Origin of the sequence: Vibrio lamellibrachiae (genome assembly GCF_050337265.1) — a bacterium.
GTDB classification, from domain to species: Bacteria; Pseudomonadota; Gammaproteobacteria; order Enterobacterales; family Vibrionaceae; genus Vibrio; species Vibrio kyushuensis.
In genome coordinates this window covers 95817-115708 of the sequence record NZ_JAKJSU010000009.1, presented here as the reverse complement: position 1 = coordinate 115708, position 19892 = coordinate 95817, and the positions used below count along the sequence as shown (strand labels likewise).

The 19892-nt window shown below is 42.3% G+C and carries 16 protein-coding genes; 8 read left to right on the top strand and 8 right to left on the bottom strand.

Annotation, left to right across the window (positions count from 1 at the left end; translation table 11 throughout):
- Positions 1–26: 26 nt before the first annotated feature.
- The 3 genes from L4C54_RS15625 to L4C54_RS15615 all read right to left on the bottom strand — a co-directional run bounded on the left by L4C54_RS15625 (position 27) and on the right by L4C54_RS15615 (position 2830).
- Positions 27–500, bottom strand: a complete 474-nt coding sequence (locus L4C54_RS15625) for a putative pterin-binding protein (RefSeq protein WP_428802947.1) — start codon at positions 498–500, stop codon at positions 27–29.
- A gap of 254 nt (positions 501–754) precedes the next feature.
- The gene (locus L4C54_RS15620) at positions 755–2125 is read right to left on the bottom strand and encodes a YjiH family protein (protein ID WP_428808891.1); all 1371 of its coding nucleotides are present in this window, start codon (positions 2123–2125) and stop codon (positions 755–757) included.
- A gap of 297 nt (positions 2126–2422) precedes the next feature.
- Positions 2423–2830 carry a GFA family protein gene (locus L4C54_RS15615; protein WP_428802945.1) on the bottom strand — a complete coding sequence of 136 codons (408 nt, stop codon included), beginning with the start codon at positions 2828–2830 and terminating at the stop codon, positions 2423–2425.
- A gap of 155 nt (positions 2831–2985) precedes the next feature.
- On the opposite strand from L4C54_RS15615, the gene L4C54_RS15610 reads away from it, so the two are divergent.
- Positions 2986–3744 carry a hypothetical protein gene (locus tag L4C54_RS15610; protein WP_428808890.1) on the top strand — a complete coding sequence of 253 codons (759 nt, stop codon included), beginning with the start codon at positions 2986–2988 and terminating at the stop codon, positions 3742–3744.
- A gap of 258 nt (positions 3745–4002) precedes the next feature.
- The gene (gene shyA / locus L4C54_RS15605) at positions 4003–5304 is read left to right on the top strand and encodes a peptidoglycan DD-endopeptidase ShyA (protein WP_489686482.1); all 1302 of its coding nucleotides are present in this window, start codon (positions 4003–4005) and stop codon (positions 5302–5304) included.
- 148 nt (positions 5305–5452) lie between these two features.
- On the opposite strand, the gene L4C54_RS15600 is transcribed toward shyA, so the two are convergent.
- Together L4C54_RS15600 and L4C54_RS15595 are read right to left on the bottom strand one after the other, a co-directional pair.
- The gene (locus L4C54_RS15600) at positions 5453–7297 is read right to left on the bottom strand and encodes a putative bifunctional diguanylate cyclase/phosphodiesterase (protein WP_428808889.1); all 1845 of its coding nucleotides are present in this window, start codon (positions 7295–7297) and stop codon (positions 5453–5455) included.
- A gap of 272 nt (positions 7298–7569) precedes the next feature.
- A complete protein-coding gene (locus L4C54_RS15595) occupies positions 7570–8457 on the bottom strand; it encodes a LysR family transcriptional regulator (protein ID WP_428808888.1) in 888 nt (295 codons plus the stop codon).
- A 90-nt stretch (positions 8458–8547) separates the two neighbouring features.
- On the opposite strand from L4C54_RS15595, the gene L4C54_RS15590 reads away from it, so the two are divergent.
- Both L4C54_RS15590 and L4C54_RS15585 read left to right on the top strand, forming a co-directional pair.
- Positions 8548–9804, top strand: coding sequence for a multidrug effflux MFS transporter (locus tag L4C54_RS15590; protein WP_428808887.1), 1257 nt, complete (start codon positions 8548–8550; stop codon positions 9802–9804).
- A gap of 93 nt (positions 9805–9897) precedes the next feature.
- Positions 9898–10248, top strand: a complete 351-nt coding sequence (locus L4C54_RS15585; protein WP_428808886.1) for a hypothetical protein — start codon at positions 9898–9900, stop codon at positions 10246–10248.
- Positions 10249–10438: 190 nt separating this feature from the next.
- On the opposite strand, the gene L4C54_RS15580 is transcribed toward L4C54_RS15585, so the two are convergent.
- Complete coding sequence (locus L4C54_RS15580) at positions 10439–11062, bottom strand: glutaredoxin domain-containing protein (protein ID WP_428808885.1); 624 nt, start codon at positions 11060–11062, stop codon at positions 10439–10441.
- Between the two features lie 233 nt (positions 11063–11295).
- A complete protein-coding gene (locus L4C54_RS15575; protein ID WP_428808884.1) occupies positions 11296–12309 on the bottom strand; it encodes a porin in 1014 nt (337 codons plus the stop codon).
- Positions 12310–12971: 662 nt separating this feature from the next.
- Between L4C54_RS15575 and L4C54_RS15570 the strand changes: the two genes are divergently transcribed.
- Positions 12972–14018 (top strand): porin, encoded by a 1047-nt coding sequence (locus L4C54_RS15570; protein ID WP_428808883.1) that lies wholly within the window; start codon positions 12972–12974, stop codon positions 14016–14018.
- Between the two features lie 313 nt (positions 14019–14331).
- Positions 14332–14976 (top strand): fumarylacetoacetate hydrolase family protein, encoded by a 645-nt coding sequence (locus L4C54_RS15565; protein ID WP_428808882.1) that lies wholly within the window; start codon positions 14332–14334, stop codon positions 14974–14976.
- A 50-nt stretch (positions 14977–15026) separates the two neighbouring features.
- Here L4C54_RS15565 and L4C54_RS15560 read toward each other — a convergent pair whose 3' ends face one another.
- Positions 15027–16775: a phospho-sugar mutase gene (locus L4C54_RS15560; RefSeq protein ID WP_428808881.1), complete on the bottom strand. Its 1749-nt coding sequence runs from the start codon at positions 16773–16775 to the stop codon at positions 15027–15029.
- A gap of 341 nt (positions 16776–17116) precedes the next feature.
- Here L4C54_RS15560 and coxB point away from each other — a divergent pair, with 341 nt between their 5' ends.
- Both coxB and ctaD read left to right on the top strand, forming a co-directional pair.
- The gene (gene coxB, locus L4C54_RS15555; RefSeq protein WP_428809058.1) at positions 17117–18238 is read left to right on the top strand and encodes a cytochrome c oxidase subunit II; all 1122 of its coding nucleotides are present in this window, start codon (positions 17117–17119) and stop codon (positions 18236–18238) included.
- Entirely contained in the window at positions 18235–19878 is a 1644-nt protein-coding gene (gene ctaD / locus L4C54_RS15550) for a cytochrome c oxidase subunit I (RefSeq protein ID WP_428808880.1), read from the top strand. The genes coxB and ctaD overlap by 4 nt, the downstream gene beginning before the upstream one ends.
- The last annotated feature ends 14 nt before the right edge of the window (positions 19879–19892 follow it).

Here is a 19892-nt window from a genome sequence, read left to right as displayed (position 1 = left end):
CAGTTTTTCATTCTTTAAGTGCGAATTCACTGCGGTTTCGAGTGAATGATAACTTCGTCAATTTGCCAAACCATCTGAGTGTAAAAGACATCGTTATCGATTTCAGGGTACTTATCGACATTAAAGACCAGCCAATACGGTCCTTTATTTCGTATCTTCATTTTTTTTTCATCCATCATGTAGGCAATGATAGGGTCGTATTCCAAAATATCTTTAATATTAGTATTTGCCGCGTAGTCGTTTAATGCGATAAATGAGACTGACTCAATCGAATCCGTTTGTTTGTCGATGTAGTTTGCTAAGTCGGTGATACGGACACCTGTATACGACTTTGCTTCTTTGTACCAAGGAAGCTTTGTAGTAAAAGAGCTGGCGGGAATCTCTTGGCTAATTTGTTCAAACGACAAAGTGACAGTCGTATCATCGGCTAAACGGACCACAAGAGGGGTCGCTTGAGAAGAAAAGCTTAAAAAAAGCAATATCGCGAATATCCATTTCATTCGACAAACCTCAAAACAGGGTTATATTAATTCGAGTCTTGTAGTAGGACAGAATTAAGTAGGGGGCTGAATATAAGTATAAGGGAAGCTTTGAGGCTTTACATCAAATAGTAATCAATTGCTCAATAGTGATTACTATTATTATGCATTGAAACCAGTATATGCTGAGTGTGAGCGTAATAAAAAAGCCCCGCAATGCGAGGCTTTAGAGTCAGTATCTGTTTGTAAAAGCGGAACTTTCTTGCGGGTACACCTTAGAAAATCAGGTGAGCAACACCGGCAATGACAGGTAGCGTGATGAGCGTACGTAAGATAAAGATTACAAACAGCTCTAAGATGTTCACTGGAATACGGCTACCTAGAAGTAATGCACCAACTTCTGACATGTAGATAAGCTGTGTAACTGACATTGCTGCTATTACAAAGCGTGTCATCTCGTTATCGATAGAAGCCGCTAAAATGGCAGGGATAAACATATCAGCGAAGCCAACTACAATCGTTTCCGAAGCTTGTACTGCTTCAGGAATGCCCAGCAGTTCAAGGAATGGGATGAACGGCATACCTAAAATTGTAAATACTGACGTATATTCAGCAATAACTAGTGCGATTGTACCTAAGCCCATAACAACCGGAAGCACACCAAACACCATATCAATTGCGTTTTTAACACCGTCACCAAATACCGATTTCAAAGACGTTACTTGACCCGCTTTGTTACGTGCTTGCTCAAGACCCCAAGACAGAGTCGAATGACCTGCAGGAATTGCATCTGCATCTTCATCACGTGTTGTGCCGTCAATAAAAGTATCTTTTTTACGGCTAAGAGGTGGCAGTCTTGGAATAATAATCGCCGCAACTAGGCCTGCTAAACAGACAGCGCCATAAAATGGTAAGAATAGGTGTTCTAGTTCTACTTGAGCGATGATAACAAGGCTGAACGTGATTGATACCGCTGAGAACGTTGTTCCCACAACAGCCGCTTCACGTTGCGTATAAAATTTGTTTTCGTACTGCTTACTTGTCAGCAAAATACCAACGCTGCCATCACCAAGCCACGATGTCATACAATCAATCGCGCTACGGCCAGGAAGGTTGAATACAGGGCGCATTACTTTACTAAGCAGTGTGCCAAATAGTTCTAGCAAACCGAAATTTAGCAGTAAAGGTAATAGTAGGCCTGCAAAAATAAAGACAGAAAATAGGGAAGGCAGTAGCCCTTCTAGAACTAATCCACCTGTATTCTCTTCCCAGATAGCCATTGGACCAATTTGGAAGAAAGTTAGCGTTACTGCGATACCGCCGATAACTCTTACTGCGAGCCAAAGTGGTGATGGGCTAAACAAGCCATGCAGGAAAGCGTTATTTTTAATAACGGCAGGTTGGTAAACCTTATAGATAACCGAAGCGATGGACATAAATGCAATGATCGCAACTATAATTGAGACCAGTGACTCTCCAAAGATTGCTTGAATAGATTTGGCTAAGACAGCAACAGGAATAGTTAGGCCGCCGTCATAGCTAATCGGAGCCATGAATAGGAATAGACCGATCAGGGATGGGATGAAAAACATCCAGAAGTTGCCTTTGTTCTTCGGCGTTTCGATTGATTGAGATTGATTCTGCATTTTTTTACTCGTGCTACTACTAGTCAAATTTTGCCCATATCCGTGGCGAAAAATGTCTAAACATCCATGTTTATCTATTGGTGATAAGAATATCCACAATGAACACTCATTGCAAGATTATTCATTAAATGTCGCTAAATATTCAACATCAAAGTCTGTGCGTGCAAATAATACGCGAATAATGTGTCGCTGGTGTGAATCATGTTAGTGTTTTGTGATGCTTGTAATTCTCGATTGTTAGGTGTTCTTATTGCAATGCATAGAGTTCCGTATCTGTTTAACCTCTACAGTTTGGGGCTAATCAAGGGGCTCTATTTGGCTGTCAAATTTTACCCAACCATGTTTTCTCTGTTCATAAATAGAAAAGCTTGGGGGAGGAAACTCATGATCGGAAAATATACCGATAGGAACCACAACCGAATCAGGTGAGGCACTGAGTTTGATGAGCATAGTTGTGCTACAACGAGGACAAAAATGGTAGGTGACTTGATTGCCAGAGTCTGCAATGCGCGAATATTGAGTTAATTCTCCATTGTAGGAGACTTGATCGGTCAAGAACCGAACCTGAACACCAAATACACTACCGGTTCGCTTTTGACATTCAAAGCAGTGACATATGGCAGAGCGGACGGGTTCTCCACGACATACCAAGTTAACGAGACCGCAGCTGCAATCCGCCATATGAATTGACGATTTACTTACCATGCTATTACCTTAATCTACTTCTAGATCACAGAAATTGTGATAGCTTCTCCTTGAGTATAGAATACGACAAAGTTCTGCTCCTCTCCCCTATGTTTATATAGAGAGATCTGTCTAGAAATAGGTTTATCGAGTTTAGTATTTAGAGTTCACGGGTTATGAAAAAGCGCATTTTACCAATACCACTTATTTTATTGATTCCAATCGTACTGCTAGTCGCTGTAGTGATTGCAGGAATCTATCGATTTAGCTTAAATGATGAGGATATTTTAAATAAATTTCCTCAGCATGCTCCCCTCAATCCTATTGTTGGGCAGTTATTTAATATTGACTCCAGTAACCCGTTAACGATTGATGTTCCAGAGAATGATGCGTTTGCCTTTATTAGCTTTGTTGATGAGAAGCGTGCACTGGCTGTTGGCCAATATGACTCAGGTTCGGAGCGAGGAGGGGTTTCCATTGATACAAACTTGATTACCCCAATGGAAATCGATAACGAAACCGTATTCGTCTCATCACTTGCTGTATCAAATCAAGGGACTGGCGTGTTTTATTATTTGGCATTGTATCGATATGACGCAATGAGAGATCGTATGATTCTGGCCGATTATGAGTTCTTAGGCGATCGCATTCGAATTGATATTCTTGCTATAAACGAGCAAACCGTTGAAAGCCCGATTAGTGAAGAGCCTGCCGTTAATGAAGACAGTGCATCTCGTGAAGATAAGTCGAACACTGATGGTGACATTTCTGATGATATGAGTAGCGCTGAAAAGCAGATTTCCATCACTTTTCGTACTCGTAACGTAGGTGAAGCTATGGCGAAACCAGCTACGGTTGAGCAGACACAGCTATTTAGAGTTAGTGAGAAATTTATTATAGAGCAAGTGTTACCTCAAGGCTCTGATGCTTCCTAACAGGGTTATCAACGAATTAGGTTAAGCCTTTTTGTGTGTCATTTACAAAATGGGACAGCTTTACATTCTAGGGCAATTTTACATAAATGTGACCTGAGCTTTGTATAATTGTTATGTAAGTGCTTACTCTCATGGCTAAGTAATTACACTAACCCGTGAATGACACAGTTTTGCAGGGCATTTGCTTTCCTCAGATGACATTTTGCTGAGAAACCCTTAATCTATTCGCCAGATTCATCATTCAAAGTGGAATACCTCGTGAGTTCAAATTCTATTGTAAGCCGATACTCTGCGCTCTCTAAGCGCAAAAAAATGTTTGCTATCAGCTTACCTGTCGTCGCTATTATTCTCTTATCTTCTATGAGTCCACGTTCTCTACAAAGATCGGTTGAACTCTCTTTGTCTAGCTCTCAAGCGGTCAGTGACTTTTTTGATGGCTCTACTGACAGTAGTGCAACCCGTATTGATATGCCTGATTTTGAATACGTCATTCAGTCTGGTGATAACTTAAGCTCGATCTTTACTCAGCTTGGATTTCGATATCAAGACATGATGCGCATTATGGAGACGGATTTAAACTATCTTGCACTTGATACATTGAAGCCGGGTAATACCCTGCGCTTTTGGCAAGGGGAAGAGCCCTCTGACCTTGCAAAAATGGAGCTACAATTCAGTGTTGTGAATCAGGTGGTTTATACACGGCTTGAGGATGGTGACTATACATTTGAAGAGATTCTAGTTCCTGGTGTTTGGGTCGAGCACCCGTTAGTTGGTGAGATTAACGGAAGCTTTTCCCAGTCAGTTAATCGAGCTGGTCTAAACAGTGCTGAAATAGAGCAAGTCGTTTCGCTGCTAAAAGACAAGATTAATTTCTCTCGTGACTTAAGAGCAGGTGATCGTTTTGAGCTTGTTCAATCCAGACAATATGTTAACGATGCACTTACTGGAAATCGTGAAATTCAAGCCGTGAAGATCTATAACCGTGGTCGTGAAGTCTCTGCTTATTTGCACAAAGACGGGCAGTATTACGATAACGAAGGAAACAGTTTACAACGAGCCTTTCAGCGTAAGCCTGTGAATGGTTCTTATCGTCTAAGTTCTAGCTTTAACCCTAAGCGTTTACATCCAGTAACGGGAAGAGTCTCTCCGCACAATGGAACGGACTGGGCGACCCCAACAGGCACCTCTATTGTTTCGACAGGTGATGGGGTTGTTGTTATGACACGTAACCACCCATATGCGGGTAAATACGTGGTTATTCAGCATGGCAGTACCTATAAAACGCGCTACTTGCATCTAAGCAAAATTTTGGTGCGCAAAGGGCAGACTGTTAGCCGTGGTCAACGTATCGGGTTATCAGGCAGTACCGGGCGAGTAACAGGGCCTCATATTCACTATGAACTAATGATTCGTGGTCGCGCTGTGAATGCGATGACGGCCAATATACCAATGGCAAACTCAGTACCGAAGAAAGAGATGGCTGGTTTTGTAGCAAGACGTAATGAGCTTGATTCGTTATTAAAAGAACAAGTAACAGAGTTGGCTTTAAACGCGCTGTAGCGTAGAGTTTTCATTTAAGCACCAACTTATTATTTAAACATGCAATAAAAACGACATTGAGTAACTATCTCAATGTCGTTTTTTCTTCTTTACTGTAGCTAACGACCTAATCATTGCTATCTATTCGTCGGATGTTAACCTCTGAATATTATGCGCTTCTTACTCCAGTTTTGTTATTAAGTGAATCGTAGTAGTTATTCACTATTGAGCGTGGTGTTTCTGGCCGAGAGAAGTAGTAGCCTTGAATTTGAAGACACCCCATCGAATAAAGCTTCTCTAATGCTTCAATTGTTTCCACGCCCTCTGCGACAAGTGCGACATTAAGTTGTTCGGCCAGTTGAATAATAAGCTTCACCACTCGTTCTGACTTTTGATTATTGAGCATATTCCGAATGAAAGTAGCGTCGATCTTAATACAATCGATTGGGTAGCTGTGTAGATAGTTCAAGCTTGAATAGCCTGTTCCAAAATCATCTAGTGCAATGGTAAAACCGAATGCTCGTAGCCGATCCAATATTTGTTTTACCTCATCCCCCCTCGTAATCAGTACTGTTTCCGTCAGCTCAATGACAAAATCATGGGGATCAAATCCATAACTGTCGATGGTGCTGGTAAGGTGTTGTATGTAACGCTCTGAACCACTAAGTTCATGTGCAGAACAATTTATTCCGAGTTTAACTTTATGACCAAAGCCTTTTTCTAATTCTAACTTAGCCTCACAGGCAAGTTGTACAATACGTTCACCCAGCTCAATAATCAGCCCTGACTGTTCAGCCGCTTCAATAAATTCCAGCGGGGAAATAGTTCCTAGGTGTTCACTGTTCCAACGAGCTAAGATCTCGAAATAGCGCCATTGCTCATTGTGTTTATGGACGATAGGTTGCGCAGCAACGAAGATTTCACTTGGCTTGTCTTTGGGTTTAGCCAACTCACTTCTTAGGGCATTGATAACTTGAGTTTTACGATGGTAAACCGCACTTAGTTGAGTGTCATAGCATCGGATTTTTGTTCCAGTCGCCTTCTTACAATCTTTTAAAGCAAGGCTGGCGTTAAGGATCATCTGCTCCGCGGTCAGTATCTGCTCTTGTGTTCTTGTCATCCCAATGCCTACTGACACACTGATATCGTGAGAAGGGTCTTTATATCCCTGTTTGAGTGAATGAATAATCTCGTGGCAGATACGGATTGGGTCACAAGCGTACGTGATAAAGGCAAATTCATCACCTGCAATTCTGAATGCGAGGTTATTTTCTGAAATAGCCTCGGTGATGACTTTGGCTACAAAGCGTAAAACTTGGTCACCAATGTAATTACCGTAGAGGTCATTAATCGATTTGAAATTATCAATATCGACGTAGGCCAAAGTAAATGGATTTGTTGAAGACTGAGTCAGGATTTCTAGTCTATCAGCTAAGCAACTACGGTTTCTCAGACCTGTTAAATTGTCGTGCGAAACCTCGTAGCTAAGTTGATTGACCAAACTGTCTGAGCGTTGAGCTAACCATTTTGCTCGTAAGCTATGAACGATAATATTGGCGAGTAAACTGTGATAGAAAAGAAGCTCTCCGGGATCGTCGATCGGCTTGTCATAAGTAGAAAGGAGAATCCCCATGATCTCGCCTGTCTGACTTTTTAATGGGATGCCAATATAACCACATAAGTGATTTTCTTGGATGTAGCTGTCTAAGGGAAACTGCTCAGCTAGATCTTCGATGAATAGACAATAATTGGCTTGTGTTTTACCAACAAACTCGCAGGGGGTATTTTTGAGCGCGTAGTGAAAGCTTGGTTGCAGGCTTTTATTGCACGCATAAGAGATAGTTTGAGCGTGATAGCGCAGTTTATCGAATTCGATGATGCAAGTTGAGAAGCTCTGAAATTGCTGATGCAACTTTAGAGTGACATGATCGAGTAGGGTGGAGCCTTCCATAAGTAAGGTGTCATTAACTTCGTCTAAGCCTATAACACCCGTGTTTTCTAGCCTCATAGCCATATTGAGATCTCACGTTTTGGTGATTTTTAACTTTTTTTATAATAAGTATATGCACTTAGACACTATGGTAGAGATCACGGTTTTTTGCAAACCAGATCCATGCCATTCAAGGTGAACTTTTTATTAAGTTTTGACGAATCATAATGTTAAATAGCAAAAAAAATGTGAACTAAAATGTTGGCGTTTTTCTTGCAAATATTTCGTGTTTTTTTGCTTTGAATGTTAGGTGTTTAAAGGTCTAGGCATTGAAAGCCAAGGCTATTAACGAAAACTCAAGGCTTATTAATAAGCTCTAATTTCTCTTTAAGGTAGTCAAGGAACAATCCCGTACGAGTATGCTGATAATCCAATTTTGGGTAGTAGGCAAAAAGAGTTCCTTCATCTACAGTGATGTCAGGAAGAATACGAACTAAAGCGCCTGAACTTATTTCTTCTTTAATCATAAAGTTATTGGTTAACAAAATGCCCATGCCACTTTTTCCCGCGTAGAACAGAGCTTCAGGGTTGGTCGTAGAAAAGTTGCCGCATACGTGAATTCGTTTGTTTCTCGCAACTGTGATCTCCCTGTGAGGTTGCTCTCCCCAAGTGAGCACATTGTGGCGAGTGAGCTCATCTACATTTTTAGGCGTACCAAACTTTTCAATGTAATTTGGTGAGGCATAAAACCCTGCCTGATGTGTAAAGAGTGGTTTGGCAATAAAACTAAGAGAGTTCAACTGTTCAAACTCACGGCTGATAAATAGATCAAGGCTTAGCTCGGGCAGTTGACCGGGTGTTGTTGTTATTAGTTGAATTCGAATATCTGGGTATTTCTGCAAAAACTCATCAAAGTGTTGAACAAGAAACTTAGACCCTACCGCCAATGTTGCGCCTATCTTTAATAGACCCGCTGGCGTTTTATTAATGCTACGGGTTTCATCAACAATAGATTGCCAGGTATCTAATTGAGTTTTGGAGCGTTGATAGAAAAGTGCCCCTGCTTCAGTTTGAGTCACTGAACGGGTGGTTCGAAGTAATAGCTGAACGCCAAGACGCTGTTCGATTGAGTGAACACGCTTGCTGATGGCTGAACTTGTGGTGTTGAGCTTCATTGCTGCGCCTTTAAAACTGCCTTGTTCGACGACTTGAATGTAACTTTTTATGCCTTCAATCCAATCCATAATACTCTGCCTTTTAATTTCCAATATGGATGTAATCTATTTCCAAATGGAGGAATTATCAAGTTATGGTTGTTAATGTAAGATTGTTGAATGAATAAAATAGACCCTAGTAAATTGAATAAAACACAACCATTGAATCAAATGCCTTCATTCAACAAGGTCCCGATGCTACTTGCCATTATGATCATTGCGACAGGGCAGGTAGGGGTGAGTATTTATTTGCCAGCGTTACCTGCGATCAGTGAATCGTTATCGGTCAGTCAGGCGCAAGTGCAGATGCTAGTGACTCTTTTTTTAGTCGGCTTTGGTGTTTCACAACTATTTTATGGCCCAATGTCTGATGCCATTGGGCGTCGACCTGTGTTCTTATTCGGCCAAGGTATTTATCTACTAGGTACACTCGTTTGTTTTCTTTTTTCCGATCAATTTGAATGGTTAGAGTTTGGTCGTTTATTGCAAGGGCTAGGTGCAGGCAGTGCATCAGTTCTAGGTCGTAGTGTATTACGAGATAGTTATGAAGGCGCACATTTTACGAAAGCACTCTCTTATCTTTCCATCACTGCATCAATCTTACCTATCGTTTCTCCGGTGATCGGTGGAGCAATCGCGTTTCACTTTGGCTGGCAATCGGTATTTAGTTTTGTATTGATCTATCTAGTGAGTATTTTTGTGATTGGCTGGAAGGTGCTGCCTGAAACGCTACCCTATAAGAAAAAGCGCTTTGATGGTCGCACGATCATAAAAAACTATGGTCAGTTGATAATAAACCCACAAGTTATTAGTAGTGCGAGTTATAACTGGTTCACCTATTTGGCTGCCGTTGTCTCGCTATCAATTTTGCCTTTTATTCTCCAAAACCAACTCGGTTTATCGATTGCTGAATATGGCATGATCATGATTATTCCATCCGCAGGTCTACTTGTTGGTTCTGTAGCACTTAATATATTGACCCGATACTACTCGATAAGCCGTTTATTGATGTGTTCGTTTATCATTATCGCATGTTCAGGTTTATGGTTAATCGTAATGCCATTTACTCTTTTCCATGTGGTTTGGGCCTTTACTTGGTTAACCGTTGCTCAAGGTCTCTCGTTTCCGTTATCAATACGTTTGCTTATTTCTCCGCATAAACATCAAGCGGGTGCAGTATCTGCTCTCTCTGGCTCGATTCAAATGGCATTGGCAGGCATGGTGGGAGGTTACCTCGTTCAGTCTTGGGTCACCGTCCACAGTGAACTGGGATATTTTTACTTAATGATTGCAACCATATTGGTAACGGTACTGTTTTTTAGCTGTAAGAACTCATGGAATGGTGAACCTCTTAAAGCCAGTGCTGCTAGCACCTAACCGAACCTTGGCAAGGTCTTAATTGAGCTGATGTGCTGAACGTTATACAATGCAGACCATATTTTGGTAAGACCACCTTTTGTGAGTGAAACGATGCAACATAACGAATTTGAAGCGCTAGTAAAAAGCCTATGCCAATTGGAAAGCTTACCTCAAGCTTTGGAAGCACTGAAAGCTTACGAAGATAAAGATATAGCGGAAGTTGCAGCTTCTCTATCTGGCCAATTTGCTCTAGCTGATGTTGATGGTGAGTCTCGTGTTTACCATGTAACAGTTGAAGACAACGAACAGGGTGAAGAGCAAGAGTTTGTAGAGCATGTAATGAATGAAGGTGATGATCTTATTAAGTTTGTTGCTTGGTTCTTTGATGCTCAATTTGGTATGAAGCAGAAAGAGACCTACCAAATCGCAGGAAAAACCTACCGCCAACCAAAGCGCAGCTAAACAATAGACAGCGATTAGCTGCAGTCTTAGGTAACGACTAAAAATTTAAGCCCCTTTATGATCTTGCTATCGTAAAGGGGCTTTTAGTTATGGCCTATTGGTTACCACACATTGCAGCTTTGAATGGATGATTCAAATCTTGTTTTGTCTTACTTAGAGAAGTCACGGTATAGACATACCTAATCAATCGTTAGCCTACAGAAGAGGTATTCGTACCCATGGGTACAACATTGTCAGGAATACTGTTTCGGTTATTTTGTTTTAGCCATGCTTCAAGATTATCAGCCCCACCGATGTATTGACCATCAAGCCATATCTGGGGAACGGTAACAGGCGTTTTCTCGCCAATGATGGCTTTGACTTCGGGAATCATGCGATAGAGCGCTGCACTCTCTTTCACGACATCGTGATATTGATATGTAACCCCTGCATCATTTAGGAGCTGTTTGGCTTTTACACAGAACGGGCAGGTCGCTTTTCCATAAACAATGTTTCCTTTCAAAGTGTCATGTTTCACCCACTCTTTAATCACCGATTGAACCAGTACACCACGATTAAGCGCTTCGCCTTGGCTGATAACTTTTCCTTCGACGACAAGAATAGGGGCATGCCATGACCCGAGTTTTAACGGTTCCCACCAATGGGACAGCCAATCTTTAACTTCAAGTTCAATAGGAATACCATTCAGTTCATTGTCGAAAGTATCGTGTAAGATATCTTTGGTTAAGGTGCACTCCCCACATGGGATGTTGACCTTGAACGGTCCCCAGCTTCCGCCCCAGCGATACAGTGTAATTTTTATAGGTGTGGTCATTTTCTCATCCAATTGGCCTGTGTAATCTAATAGAACGGGCTAAAGAAACATAAATTTCATCAAAATAAATATAAACACATGGTGAATTGTAGGGCTATTAGCGCAGTTATACAGGTGTAATTGGCATTTTAACTAGAGGTTTAACTTTATTGAACTGAAAAAAGGCCGAGTGAACGCTCGGCCAATTAATTAGGCGTGGACTTTAAAATAGGTTTCGATAATCGGGCTAGCGATTAGAAGTCGTAGCGTAGGCCTAGACGAATAGAGTCTTTAGCGTCTGCATCGTAACTAGTGTCTTTGTTGTCTAGGTTGTTTAGCATGTAAGATGCGTATGCACGAATTGATTTATTGAAGTCGTAGCGACCAGTCAGCTCGAAGAAGTCTGATCCAATCTCTTTAGAGTTGTCTGCTTTGTCTTTTAACTCAGTCTTCTGGTAAGCCGCGATCATACGAAATTGGCTAGTCAATTTGTACTGAGCTGAGAATTCAATACCTGTAAACTCCTCTTTATCTGAGCTTGTGTCAGAGTACTCAATGTCGCCCATAGTGTAAGTTGCACCAAGGTATAGAGCGTCCATTTTATAGCTAATACCACCAATGATCTGGTCCGAACTACCATTACCTTCACCGTTATCACCAGCAGCATAACCAAGGCCTAGATCTAGACCCATTGGTAGAGAGTAAATACCAGAGATGCCGAATCCGTCAGTATCTTTAGCGTTGCCTGCGATGAAGCTAGCTTGAAGATTTAGAGAATCCGTGTTGTACCCATATAGGAACGTGTTATTGATTTGTTCGTTACCAGCGTTGATGAATTCTTTTTGTGCACCAGTGTAAGTGGAGATATCAGACATACCAGAAATCTGTACACCTGCCGTATCTTGGCGACCTACAGAGAATGCACCAAAGTCACCTTTTAGACCGACAAACATGTAGCGCTGTTGTAGGTTCTCTGTTTCGTCGTTATCTGAACTAGAATTTACACTCTGCTGAGCTTCCCATTTACCAAAGCCAGCTAAAGAGTCGTTAATTTCTGTATTACCCACAACGTTTAGACGCACACGGCTACCATTCTTCATAGTGCCGTCGATTTCTTTCCCTTTTGAGTCTGCACCGAAATCACCACGGAACTCAGCACGGCCGCCGATAGAAAGGTCTGTGCCATCTGCGCTGTAAACGTTTGCTGCTAGAGCTGAACCAGAAACTAGTGCAGAAAGAACTGCTGATGCGATTACTGCTTTTTTCATCTTAATTACCTTTATAAATATGAGAGCTATATTGCTCGTCTTAATAATCTATCTTGCGAAAGTGCAAGGAAGCGTTTGAATGATGAGTAAGTTAGTAGAGAAAAATGACGCTTTGATTTCTGATTTATGACGTTTCCATGTCATTGATTTTATTGTTCAAAATGCGATCAATGTTGATGGCAGTTGTTTCATAGGTTGGATTAATAATTAAAGAAGGATGATTAGGGTGGCTTGAGCAAGATTCTGTAGGAAGCAAGATCACACTTTAGAGCTATCAATGAGTTACGACAATAAAACAGTATGCAGAATTTGCCTATTTGATAGGTTTGACACTATGACTCGCATGAATGAGTTGCGAGAGTTTGTATTAAAATTCATATATATACGATCTAAAAGTGTGATTTGGATCGGTGGATTAAACGTTGTATCAACTTGTTACACAGTTCACATTTTTTAATCACATTGCGACACGAGTCGTAAGTTTATGATTTTTCGATGATTACATTAATTTAGAAGTGGTTTTTGTTGTTTTATATCATTTTATGCAACTTTTCAGAGTTCGCTAGGTACAGTCGATGCACTTGTTAACCAAGGTGTAACACCACTTCCGGTGAATCATCGGGTTGTCAGTGGACAAACCAAACGTATATATGGACTTTAAAATGAACAAAAAACTATTAGCTGTAGCAATCGCTGCTTCTGCATTCGGCACTCAAGCAGTTGCTGTTGAACTTTACAACAACGACGGTACTACTTTCGCAGTAGGTGGCCACGTTTCTGTTAACCTTAACGGTTCTGACGACGGTGCTACTGAAGTTGGTACTAACTCTTCACGTATTAACATGACAGCCACTCAAGATGTAGGCAACGGTTTCACAGTTGATACTCGTGGCGAATGGGCTCTTAACTTCCTTGACGGTGGCGAAGAATCATTCACTACTCGTCTAGGTTACGTTGGCGTAACTCACGAAGACTTCGGTCGCGCTGTAGCTGGTACACAGTGGGCACCTTACTACGACGTAGCTGGTGTTGCTGATATGCCAATCGCATTCGCAAACGACTTCCTATACACGCTGCATGGCGAAATGGGTACTGGTCGTGGTGAGAACATGGTTTCTTACCGTAACGGTTTTGACTTCGCTGAAGCTGGCGCAGTTAACTTTGGTCTAGCATGGCAGGGTCAACAATCAGTAACTTATACTGAAGAAGAGCGTAACGAAGTTACAGATATCATTGAAATCTCTCAGTTCGATGTTAACTACGGTAACCGTGTTCAAGCTACAGTTTCTTACTCTCTAATGGGTGCTACTCTAGGTTACGCTCACAACACTGGTACAGTTGAAGGTTACTCTTTAGATTACAACACAGTAAGTGCTTCTTACGGTTCTTACGGTAATGGTCTATACCTTGCTGGTGTTTACCAAAATACTAAAGATAAGCAATTTGACGACAAAGTTGACGCTTACGAAGCACTTGCTGCATACGGCCTATCAAACAGCCTTAACCTAAGCATCAACTACGAAATGGTTGAAGGTAAAGACGGCGTTACAGGCGACAAAGCTACTGCTCGTGAAGAGATGGCTCTACAAGCTGAATACAACTTTGCTTCTAATGTTGTAGGCTACGCTGGTTACCAGTTCGATCTTAAGAGCGAAGATGGTTACAAGTCTGACGACATGTGGACTATTGGCGCACGTGTTTACCTATAAGCTTCTCGCTTAAAGGAAAAACGCAGTAACACTTTGATGTTACGCTGATAGTCAAAACGCCCTCTATTTATAGAGGGCGTTTTTTATTACGTGGAAGAAACTAGCTCATTATCAAGTTAGGATTGATTGATGGCTAATAGATGATTTCATAACTTTGAGGGAATGATCTTAGTTTTACATTTAAGTCACTAAAATTGGCTTTATTGTCATTTTTATAATCAATAAATCCGTTATCATCAGCGCTCTGACTTTCTCACCACTCCCTTTCAGTTTAATTATTCACGATGCAAGCATGTTTTGATAAGGATAGATAATGAATAGCGTACGTATAGATGACACCTCAATTACTCCCAGTAAAATCATCTGTATTGGTCGCAATTATCTTGAGCATATCCATGAACTAAATAATGCCGTTCCCGATGAGATGGTGGTGTTTAATAAACCTAACAGTGCAGTAACGAGCAAGCTTCTTTCAAGTGCAGCCCGCTGTGGTGGGTTACTGCTTTCAGACGCTGAGACCATACATTATGAAACTGAAATCTGTTTTGCGATTAAAAAAGGGCAAATAGATGCGGTCGGGATTGGCCTTGATTTAACCAAGCGTGCGTTGCAGTCAGAACTGAAAGGGAAAGGGTTACCGTGGGAGCGCGCCAAAAGCTTTGACAATTCCGCTGTATTTAGCCGTTTTGTGTCTATACGTGATATTAATGTTCATCAGCTTCAGGTCGAACTTTTCATCAACTCAATGCGTGTGCAGTGCGGTAGCGTGAGTGAGATGATCTATTCCCCTTCCACTATTCTTGCCGAAATCAAAACTTACACAAGCTTGGCCGATGGCGACATCATTATGACGGGTACACCAAAAGGTGTTGGTGAAGTCCATCAGGGTGATATCTTCCTAGCAAGACTCAAGTGTGATGAAACAACCCTTATTGAGATTGAATGGGCCGCTGAGTAAATGTTTATAAAACGACCTATAATCAGCTGATTTACTGAAGAACCAATCATTTAATCTTCTAGTGCTAACAAACTGAGTTGGTGAGCATCAATGAGCTTATCCATCGTTTGTTGAGTTTGGCGCTCTATCACTTCAAAACTATCTTCATCGTGTAATGGCTCGATCACTTCGTAGTAGCATTTTAATTTTGGCTCTGTGCCAGACGGGCGAACAATGACACGGATATTTTCCTCTAAGTAATACACTAAGGCATCAGTACACGGAAGATTAAGCACCTCTGTCGCACCACCTACAATAAAACGTAACGACTGTTTTAGATCTTCATAAGCCAAAACTTGTAGCCCAGCTATCCGTTCTGGTGGATTAGACCGAAGCTTGCTGCATATAGAGGTTTGTGCTGATGTTACTTGTACACTTTGCTGCGCTGTTAGGTAATAGCCGTACTGGCGATAGATCGATTCAAGTTTCTGCCAAATGGTTTGTTGTTCTTGAGTTAGTTCAGCAGTTAACTGCGCAAATAGGATTAAAGCTGACAAGCCATCCTTGTCTCGAACGACTGGGCCAATACAGTAGCCAATCGACTCTTCATAGGAAAACAAAAAGTCAGATTGAAAGTGTTGGTTGTGCATGGCGATATTCGCTAGCCATTTGAAGCCAGTTAAGGTCTGATAATACTCGGCATTTCGCGTGAGTGCCATTTGCTTTAACAGGCGCGATGAGACAATAGTGTTGCCAACTATGGGCGTAGCAGGGTGGTTAAGTAATCGCTCCTCGTTAATCGCATAAAACTTTTTAATTAAGTAATCAGCAAATAGCACACCAATTTGATCACCCGTTAACTGCTTGTACTCCCCTTCGTTTTTTCGGACTGCGACTGAGAATCGATCCGCATCGGGGTCATTGGCACAAGCGATTTCGGCGTTGATTGAATCAGCAAGCTCGATAACTCTATCCATTGATCCTTTTTCTTCAGGGTTTGGAAAGTCAATATCAGGGAAGTCACCGTTCGGTTCATGCTGTTCAGATACGCTCATTACGCTTTTAAATCCTGATCGTTTAAGCATAGAGATCGCCAGCGGTCCGCCTACACCATGAAGTGCGGTATAGGCAATGGTGACGTTGATCCCCTCGCTATCGGGCGTAAATAGTGCTTGGCTGAGAACAGAGGTTTGGTATGACTCTTCATAGCTCTCACTGAGCCATTCAAATAACTGGTGTTTTTCAGCGTCATTCAGTGACATCTGCGGGATAGGTTTTGGAGCGGCTATATCTATTTCATGGGCAATACCGATATCATGCGGGGGAATGATTTGAGCACCATTCTCCCAAAAAACTTTAAATCCATTGTATTCGCGAGGATTGTGACTTGCGGTGATGACGATTGCAGCAGCCGCATTTAAATGGAGAATGCCATAAGCGACAACTGGTGTAGGTGTCTCTTTTGAGGTTAAGTAGACTTTAATACCTAAAGCGGTCAACACTGAAGCGCAATCATGAGCGAACTGCTTGGAATCTGTTCGCCCGTCGTAGCCGATGATCACACCGCGTTTATTGGCATTTTTTACCTTAGCGACTAAGTAATGCCCAAGCCCGGTTGCTGTTTGTTGCACAACTAAGCGATTCATTCGGTTTGGCCCGCAGCCTACAACGCCACGCAATCCCGCAGTGCCAAACTTTAGCCTCGCTTTAAAACGGTCATCTAACTCTTCAACCATTTTTTCGTCGATGAGATATTGAAGTTCTTCTCGCGTTCTAGGGTCTGGGTCACGTTCTAGCCACCGTGTAACTTGCTCCAACATGTTCATTTCCTTATTGATATCGGCCTAGGTGATTTCATCGTTTTTGTTACCTGTATTCCTAATATAGGCAATCAGTGATTTATAGCACTTTCTTGTTGTCACTTTCTTGCGCATTTCAAAATCACTTACTAGCATCATTAACATAAATATAACAAATTGTGTCGAAATTGCTGTTTATAGGGAATTTTTCCCAGATCAATAGGTGAATTAGTGAAGGCTAATTTAGATTGAGCACCAAGGTTGCAGCCAACAAGGTTACGGTGTTTGGGTACAGGAGAGATCTTTTGAGAAGACTATCGGCCACGAGTTGGCAATTGAGTGGTGTGATACTGCTTTCTACCATGACATCGAATGTTCTAGCTAAATCATCAATGAATATGACCCAAGGGGTTACTGAAATCAGTCAGAAAGTCTATGACTTACACATGCTGATTTTTTACATTTGTTGCGCTATTGCGGTCGTTGTCTTTGGTGTGATGTTCTATTCCATCATCAACCACCGTAAATCTAAGGGAGCTGTTGCTGCCCATTTTCATGAAAGCACAAAAGTCGAAATTATTTGGACGGTGATACCTATCATCATTTTGGTTGCTATGGCGATACCTGCAACCAAAACATTGATTGCTATGGAAGATACCTCTCAGTCAGATCTCACGGTAAAAGTCACAGGTTCACAGTGGAAATGGCATTACAGCTATTTCGGTGAAGATGTTGAATTCTTCAGCCTTCTTGCTACCTCTTCAAAAGAAATTGAAGGCATCGAAGAGAAAGGTGCGCACTACCTACTAGAAGTTGATAACCCTCTTGTTGTTCCTATCAATCGGAAGATTCGTTTCTTATTAACCTCAGATGATGTCATCCACTCATGGTGGGTGCCTGATTTTGCGGTGAAGAAAGACACTGTTCCGGGCTTTATTAATGAGGCGTGGACCAAAATTGATAAACCCGGTGTTTACAGAGGTCAGTGTGCAGAACTTTGTGGTCGTGCTCATGGCTTTATGCCAATCGTGGTTCATGCCATGGAAGAAGATAAATATGAAGCATGGTTAGCAGGTAAAAAAGCGGAATTAGCGGAAGCGAAAAAAGAGGCTGAAGCAGCACTCACAGCGAACCTTTCGATGGACGATTTAATGCAGCAAGGTGAAAAAGTGTATGGCGAACGATGCGCTGTTTGTCACCAAGCTAGTGGGTTGGGCGTTACTGGCGCATTCCCTGCGATCAAAGGCAGTAAGGTCGCGCTCGGTGAACTCGACAATCATTTGGATATTATCATCAATGGCCGGAGCGGAACCGCGATGCAGGCCTTTGCAAATCAGTTAACGGAGCAAGAGATTGCTGCGGTCGTGACTTATCAACGGAATGCATGGGGCAACGATACGGGTGACACGGTTCAAGCTTCAGATATTAATGCATTTAAGGAAAAGGCATCTCAGTCGAATGAGTCTAAGGAAGCAGCGCAATGAAAAAGTCTATAGAGAGTGAAGTAAAATCAGCTCAGGCGTCAGAAGCTGACCTAGGCAGCGGTCATGGCAGCGCTCATGACTCGGATCATGATGACCATCACGCACCCACCGGAATTGGACGTTGGCTTTACTCAACCAATCATAAAGACATAGGGACACTTTACCTGTGGTTTAGCTTGATTATGTTTTTTACTGGCGGTGCAATGGCGATGGTCATTCGTGCTGAGCTATTTCAACCGGGCCTGCAACTCGTAGAACCTGACTTCTTTAATCAGATGACAACCGTTCATGGCTTGATCATGGTGTTTGGTGCGGTCATGCCAGCCTTTACCGGGTTGGCAAACTGGATGATTCCTCTAATGATAGGCGCGCCAGATATGGCCTTGCCTAGAATGAACAACCTCAGCTTTTGGATTCTACCTTTTGCATTCTTGATATTGATTGCTTCACTGTTCACTGAAGGTGGTGGGCCGAACTTTGGCTGGACTTTCTACGCGCCTCTTTCGACTACTTACGGTCCAGACAGTACAGCTCTGTTTGTCTTCTCGGTACACATTATGGGTATTAGCTCGATCATGGGAGCGATCAACGTGATCGTAACCATAGTGAACATGCGAGCGCCAGGAATGACTTGGTTTAAAATGCCATTGTTTGTTTGGACGTGGTTAATTACAGCTTTCCTATTAATAGCGGTGATGCCCGTACTCGCGGGCGCAGTCACGATGATTTTGACCGATAAGTATTTTGGAACCAGCTTCTTTGATGCGGCAGGTGGGGGAGACCCAGTGATGTTCCAACACATATTCTGGTTCTTTGGACACCCCGAAGTGTACATTATGATTTTGCCATCCTTTGGTGTGGTTTCGGCTATTTTGCCCGCTTTCAGTGGCAAGAAACTGTTCGGTTACCATTCAATGGTGTACGCCACTTGTAGTATCGCGTTGTTATCATTCCTTGTATGGGCACACCATATGTTCACCACTGGAATGCCCGTCTTCGCCGAACTCTTCTTTATGTACTGCACCATGTTGATAGCTGTCCCCACGGGGGTCAAAGTCTTTAACTGGGTCGCGACGATGTGGCAGGGGGCACTGACGTTTGAAACGCCGATGCTGTTCTCTATCGCCTTTATTGTGTTGTTTACCATTGGCGGTTTCTCGGGGCTGATGCTCGCGATTGCCCCTGCGGATTTCCAATATCACGATACCTATTTTGTTGTAGCCCATTTCCATTATGTACTGGTGTCTGGTGCGATCTTCTCCATTATGGCTGCCGCCTATTATTGGCTTCCTAAATGGACGGGGCATATGTACGACGAAAAGCTTGGGCAACTCCATTTCTGGTGTTCGGTTATATCGGTCAATATCCTATTCTTCCCGATGCACTTTTTAGGGTTAGCAGGTATGCCAAGACGTATCCCTGACTACGCCATTCAGTTTGCTGATGTAAACCAAATTGTGTCAATTGGTGGCTTTATATTCGGGCTGTCTCAGCTGATATTCGTATGGGTAGTGGTGAAATGTATCCGAGGCGGGGAAGCTGCACCGGATAAACCTTGGGAGCGCGCTGATGGTCTTGAGTGGACAGTGCCAAGTCCTGCTCCTCATCATACCTTTTCAACGCCCCCGAAAGTTGATTAACGGAGCATATCGAT